The organism is Mesorhizobium sp. M2A.F.Ca.ET.037.01.1.1 (assembly GCF_003998075.1).
GTDB lineage: Bacteria > Pseudomonadota > Alphaproteobacteria > Rhizobiales > Rhizobiaceae > Mesorhizobium.
The window spans coordinates 1-5,840 of the sequence record NZ_RZSA01000368.1 but is presented as its reverse complement, the minus strand read 5'-3'; the positions used below and the strand labels follow the sequence as shown (position 1 = coordinate 5,840).

Genomic DNA, 5,840 nt, shown 5'->3' with positions numbered 1-5,840 from the left:
CTTCAAAACCACGGGTTGTTTCAAGCCTTTCTTAGCTCTCTTTTGCTAAGCAATTGCGCGAAGCTCGCGGACAGTTCCCATGAATGAGATCGACCCCGCACGCCGCTTTTCCATGGATGCGGTGCGCAACTACGACGCCCCCGCCGAAAGCGAAAAGCCCGGCGGCATCAACGATGTGGCGCGCCAGGTCGCCTCGCAATACCGGCGCGATACCATGTCGCCGATCATGGTCAGCGGTGTGCTGCGCATGGTCGAGTTCGCGCTGCTGTTCCTGTCGGGGCTCGGCGTCTATTTCTACTATGTCGGCTTCTTCAATTATCTGGCCTGGCAATACCCGCTGGCGATCGCGTCGACATCGTTCCTGGCCGTGGTGCTGCTCGACGTCACCGACCGCTACCAGATCGCGGCGCTGATGCGCCCCCTCGCCAATTTCGGCCGGGTGCTGCTTGTCTGGGCCGGCAGCTTCGCGCTGATGGCGCTGACCGCCTTTGCCATCAAGGCCTCGGAAGACTATTCGCGCCTGCTGTTCGGCACCTGGTTCGTGGTCGGCTTTGTGCTGATCTTCGGCCTGAGGCTGGTGATGTCCAGCCTCATCCGGCGCTGGGCGCGCGATGGCCGCATGGAACGCCGCGCCCTCATCGTCGGTGGCGGCAAGGCCGCCGAACAGCTGATCCGCTCGGTCGAGAAGCAGCCCTACAACGACATCCGCATCTGCGGCATCTTCGACGACCGCAACGACAAGCGTTCGCCGCCGATCGTCGCCGGCTATCCGAAGCTCGGCACGATCTCGGAGCTCATAGAATTCGCCCGCATCGCGCGCATCGACATGCTGATCGTTTCGCTGCCGCTGACCGCCGAATCGCGCGTACTGCAACTGCTCAAGAAACTCTGGGTGCTGCCGGTCGACATCCGGCTCTCGGCGCATTCCAACGCGCTGCAGTTCAGGCCCCGCGCCTACTCCTACATCGGCTCCGTGCCGATGCTCGACATCTTCGACAAGCCGATCAACGACTGGGACTCGGTCGCCAAGCGCGCCTTCGATATCGTCTTCTCGCTTGTCGGCATCATCCTCTTTTCGCCGGTAATGCTCGCCACGGCGATCGCCATCAAGCTCGACAGCAAAGGCCCGGTGCTGTTCAAGCAGAAGCGGCACGGCTTCAACAACGAGATCATCGAGGTCTACAAGTTCCGCTCGATGTTCACCGACAGGTCCGACCCGACCGCCAAGCAGACGGTGACCAAGAACGACCCGCGCGTCACCCGCGTCGGACGCTTCATCCGCAAGACCTCGATCGATGAACTGCCGCAGTTCTTCAACTCCCTGTTCGGCTCGCTGTCGCTGGTCGGGCCGCGCCCGCATGCCATCGCCGCGCAGTCGCACAACCTGCTCTACAACGAGGTGGTGGACGGCTATTTCGCCCGCCACAAGGTGAAGCCCGGCGTCACCGGCTGGGCGCAGATCAATGGCTGGCGCGGCGAGATGGACACCAACGAAAAGATCCGCATGCGCACCGAATACGACCTCTATTACATCGAGAACTGGTCGATGCTGTTCGATCTGCGCATCCTGTTCCTGACGCCGATCCGCCTGCTCAACACGGAAAACGCCTATTGAGCGCCGTCGCCCATGAGTTGCAGCCGCGGGCATTGCCGCCTTCGGCGGTCAACGCGAAGCTGATCTCGCTGATCGCGTCGGCCGCGATCGGCATCGGCATCCTGCTCTCCGGCTTCGTCATCAGCGAGCCCGCGCCCTACGAGATCTACATGGCCGGACTGATCGCGGTCTGGGCGCTGTTCGGCCTTCGAATCTCGCGCGCGATCGTTCCCTTGCTGGTGCTTCTGGTGGCGATGAACATTGGCGGCATGATCGCCATGACGCAGATGGCGGATCTCGCCAACACGCCGCTTTATCTCGCCGTCTCGCTGTTCCTGGCCTTCAGCGCGGTGTTCTTCGCCTCGGTGACCTCGGTCCAGCCTAGCCTCTACCGGCTGATCTTCATCGCCTATGTCGTGTCGGCGGTGGCGACGTCGCTGCTCGGCATCGCCGGCTATTTCCATGCCTTTCCCGGCGCTGAGGTGTTCACCAAATACGACCGCGCCGCCGGCGCCTTCCAGGACCCGAACGTGTTCGGGCCGTTCCTGGTGCTGCCTGGCACCTACCTGCTCTACCTGCTGCTCACCGGCCCGGTGTCGCGCATGCCGCTGCTTGCGATGCCGCTGCTCATCATCACCGCCGGCATCTTCTTTTCCTTCTCGCGCGGCGCCTGGGGCATGTTCGCGGTGTCGGCGGTGCTGCTCACGGCATGCCTGTTCCTGCAGAGCGCCAGCGGCAAGTTCCGGCTGCGGGTCGTGGTGATGACGATCGCCGCCGTGGCGCTGCTGGTCATCGCCTTCCTCATCATCCTGCAACTGCCCGGCGTGTCGGACATGTTCACCCAGCGCGCGCAGCTCGAGCAGAGCTACGATTCGGCGCGACTCGGCCGCTTCGCCCGCTACGCGATCGGCTTCCAGCTGGCTATCGAGCATCCGTTCGGCATCGGCCCTCTGGTCTTCGGCACGATCTATGGCGAGGACACGCACGACATCTGGCTGAAGACGCTGATGGATTACGGCTGGCTGGGCTTCGTCTCGTTCCTGACGCTGACCTTATGGACGATCGGCACCGGCTTCCGCATCCTTCTGCGCGACCGGCCATGGCAGCCCTACCTGCTCTGCGCCTATGTCGCCTATCTTGGCAATATAGGCCTCGGCACCTTCATCGACATCGACCACTGGCGCCATCTCTATCTGCTGCTCGGGCTGATCTGGGGCGCCATCGTGCTGGAGTACCGGCATCAGCGGGACTTGCGGCTGGGAGCTCCGCCAAGCAGCCGAACGAACCGACACGAAGCGGTCGCTCCCGGTCGATGAAAGCCTTGGGGCCAAGTCTCAGGTTAAAAATGGTCGGAGTGGCCGGATTCGAACCGACGACCCCTTGACCCCCAGTCAAGTGCGCTACCGGGCTGCGCTACACTCCGGACCGCGCAAAGCCCTATAGTCTCAAAGGTTCAGAAGCAAGAGGCCAATAGGACAAAATCACGCCGGGCCTTCCATCTGTTTTCCACGTTATTCTATTTTTTCGAGCGATTACGGCAGCGAAGCACAGCAGCGTATAACGCGAGGCAAGCCGTGCTCACTCCAAGCCAGCCGAAATTCGGCTACTTTGCCAATTCGTCACCTTTGACAGGCGGCTTACCCTTGCCGGCGTGCTGTGTCGAGAACCAGCCTCATGCGACTATATCGAGTTGCAGAAGTGATATTGCAAGCAATATTGCATCAATTGAAATTTGCGGCAACTACCTCGACGCGCCATGCGCGGCCAGCATGCGGCGCGCGCTTTCCTCGTCGGTGATGAGCACGGTCGGCGCGACCAGGTTCATGGCACCGAGCAGCGCCTCGGTCTTCTCTTCGCCGCCGGAGGTCAGGATTCGGATCGGAGCCTTGCGCAGCCGATCGACATCCACCGACATCACATGGCTGTTGACGGGATGGTCGACCAGGTCGCCCTTGCGGTCGTAGAAATGGAACAGAAGGTCGCCGACGGCGCCACGCGCAAGCAGGGCCTCCCGGTCCGCTTCCTTGAGAAAGCCGCCGCGCGAGAAGGTGGTGGCCGACGCGATGCCGCCGACGCTGAGCAGCACAGCATCGAGCGCATCGGCCATCTCGAAGATTTCCTGCAGGCCGCAGCGCTCGACCAGCGCGATCTTGGTCTCGACGCTGTCGACGACGGCCGGCGTCGGCATCAAATAGCCGTCGCCCTGAAAAATCTGCGCGAAGCGCCAGGCGAACTCGGCCGGGTTGACCCGGCGCGCGACGCCGACGCCGCCGAGCAGCGAGATCACGCTGAAGTCGGTCAGCGACTTGGCGCTGATGAAAGGCAAGGTGTGGAACAGCGTCACGCCCCAGCCGACGCCGACCCGCATGCCGGATTTCATGGCGTCGGACAGGAACATGCCGGTCTTGGCGGCGATCGCCGGGATCGGATCGGCGTTGGGGTCGGAGAGCGGCGCCACCAGCGCCTGCCGCAGGCCGAAGGTCTTTTCCAGCGCGCGCTCCAGGCGCACGATTTCCAGAAGCTCGCTCTCGATGGTGATCTTGACCTCGTTGCGCGCCCTCGCTTCCGCCAGCATGCGCACGATGGTGACCCGGCCGACGCCGAGCACGTCGGCGATCTCGTTCTGTGTCATCTGCTCGACGAAATACATCCAGGCGGCGCGGATCCTGAGCCGGTCGGTCCGGTTTTCATTGACGACCTGGTCGGCCGCCTCCGCTGTCGCCTTGCCGTTTTCAGCTTCGCCCTGCCGTCGCCTGCCCAAGGTCCCCTCCGCGATGCCGTCGCCGATTCTGCGTACTGGTTAAATATCGTCTATTGATCTACCAATCGACACGAACAATCTAGAGAGGGGCGACTGGCGCCCCCGAGCCGTTGGCGACTTCAGCATTTCGAGGCAATTGGCGATGCTGCGACAAATCTCCGAGGACGTCCGCGCCAACCTGAAGGACCGGCTTCGGGAACTGCGCGACGCCATTCGCCAGAGCCGGCACGACAGCGCCGGCGAGACGTCTCATGATATAGTCGGGAATTTGCCTCCCTTTCCGGGCCGCAGCCTGCTCGGCCACGCCGCGAGCGCTGTCGACGACGCGCTGACGATCGCCGAATCCTTCGTTCCCCATTCCCGGCCGCTCAAGGTCGACGGAACGACCGTGAAAAGCCTGCGCTCCTATTTCCCGGACGGCGATGAAGACCGGCAGATCGGCGGCGAACGTCAATTCAGGCGCGACATGTATTATCTGACCCGCGCGGTTCTGGCCGGTCACGGCGTCGACAATCCCCGCGTACACGAGGCGAGTTTTTCCGCCGTGCACGCCGCGATGCGCAAGCGCCATGCCGATCTTCTGGCTGGAGCGACGGCGGATGCGGTCTCCACCGACCAGGTCGCTGCGGCCTGCGCGGCTCTGCTGGTCGAATGCCTCAACCACCGTCCGGTTCAGCCTGGCGAGGCGGCCACGGCCGACCGGTCGCTCGACATAAGATGTCTGGCGCCTGTCGTGCTTGCCTGCGGACTGGCGACCAAGGCGGACGGCTGCACGCCGGAGCCCGACATTCTCGAGATCGCGGTGCTGGCGGCCGAAGTGCGGGAGGATCGCATCCGGCAGGCTTGCGCTCAGGCCAATGCCGTCCAGGAACTGACACCGGTTCTCGCCACTCTGCTCGCGCATCTGACGTAACCGCCGCGAGGAATCCGCTATCTTTCGGGCGCCATCGCCGCGATGGTCTTCTTGGCGCGCTGGATCGAGGCCGGGCTCATGCTGAGCTCGGTCAGGCCCATCCCGATGAAGGCCGGGATCAGGTCCGGACGGCCGGCGGCCTCGCCGCACATGCCCACCATGATGCCGGCGGCGACACCCGCCTTGGCCGTCAGCTCGATCGCCGACATCACCGCCGGATTGGTGACGTCGTTAAGCTTGGCGACCGTCGGGTTGAGGCGGTCGGCGGCCATGATGTACTGGGTGAGGTCGTTGGTGCCGATCGAGAAGAACGCCACTTCCTTCGCCAGCGCCGACGCGATCAGCACGGCGGCTGGCGTCTCGATCATCACGCCGAGGTCGAAGCTTGCATGCGGCACGCCTTCGGCCTTCAACTCGGTCGCGCATTCATCGACCAGCGCGCGGGTCCGCGTCACCTCGGCGATTTCCGAGACCATCGGCAGCATCACCTTGATGTTGCCGTGAACCGCGGCCCTGAGCAGTGCCCGCAACTGCCTCTTGAAGATGTCGGGACGATCCAGGCACATGCGGAT

At 63.5% G+C, this 5,840-nt stretch carries 5 protein-coding genes and 1 tRNA gene; 3 read left to right on the top strand and 3 right to left on the bottom strand.

Annotation, left to right across the window (positions count from 1 at the left end; genetic code table 11):
- Positions 1-79 precede the first annotated feature (79 nt).
- Complete coding sequence (locus tag EOA27_RS18785; RefSeq protein ID WP_127256870.1) at positions 80-1,615, top strand: undecaprenyl-phosphate glucose phosphotransferase; 1,536 nt, start codon at positions 80-82, stop codon at positions 1,613-1,615.
- Positions 1,612-2,910, top strand: coding sequence for an O-antigen ligase family protein (locus EOA27_RS18780; protein WP_126082877.1), 1,299 nt, complete (start codon positions 1,612-1,614; stop codon positions 2,908-2,910). Before EOA27_RS18785 ends, EOA27_RS18780 begins: the two co-directional genes overlap by 4 nt.
- A gap of 30 nt (positions 2,911-2,940) precedes the next feature.
- On the opposite strand, the gene EOA27_RS18775 is transcribed toward EOA27_RS18780, so the two are convergent.
- Positions 2,941-3,017 (bottom strand) — tRNA-Pro (locus EOA27_RS18775).
- A gap of 318 nt (positions 3,018-3,335) precedes the next feature.
- Positions 3,336-4,355: a sugar-binding transcriptional regulator gene (locus EOA27_RS18770; RefSeq protein ID WP_126082911.1), complete on the bottom strand. Its 1,020-nt coding sequence runs from the start codon at positions 4,353-4,355 to the stop codon at positions 3,336-3,338.
- Between the two features lie 142 nt (positions 4,356-4,497).
- Between EOA27_RS18770 and EOA27_RS18765 the strand changes: the two genes are divergently transcribed.
- Complete coding sequence (locus EOA27_RS18765) at positions 4,498-5,268, top strand: hypothetical protein (RefSeq protein ID WP_126082912.1); 771 nt, start codon at positions 4,498-4,500, stop codon at positions 5,266-5,268.
- A gap of 17 nt (positions 5,269-5,285) precedes the next feature.
- On the opposite strand, the gene EOA27_RS18760 is transcribed toward EOA27_RS18765, so the two are convergent.
- A partial coding sequence (locus EOA27_RS18760; protein WP_145970407.1) for a putative PEP-binding protein occupies positions 5,286-5,840 on the bottom strand: 555 nt, incomplete at its 5' end.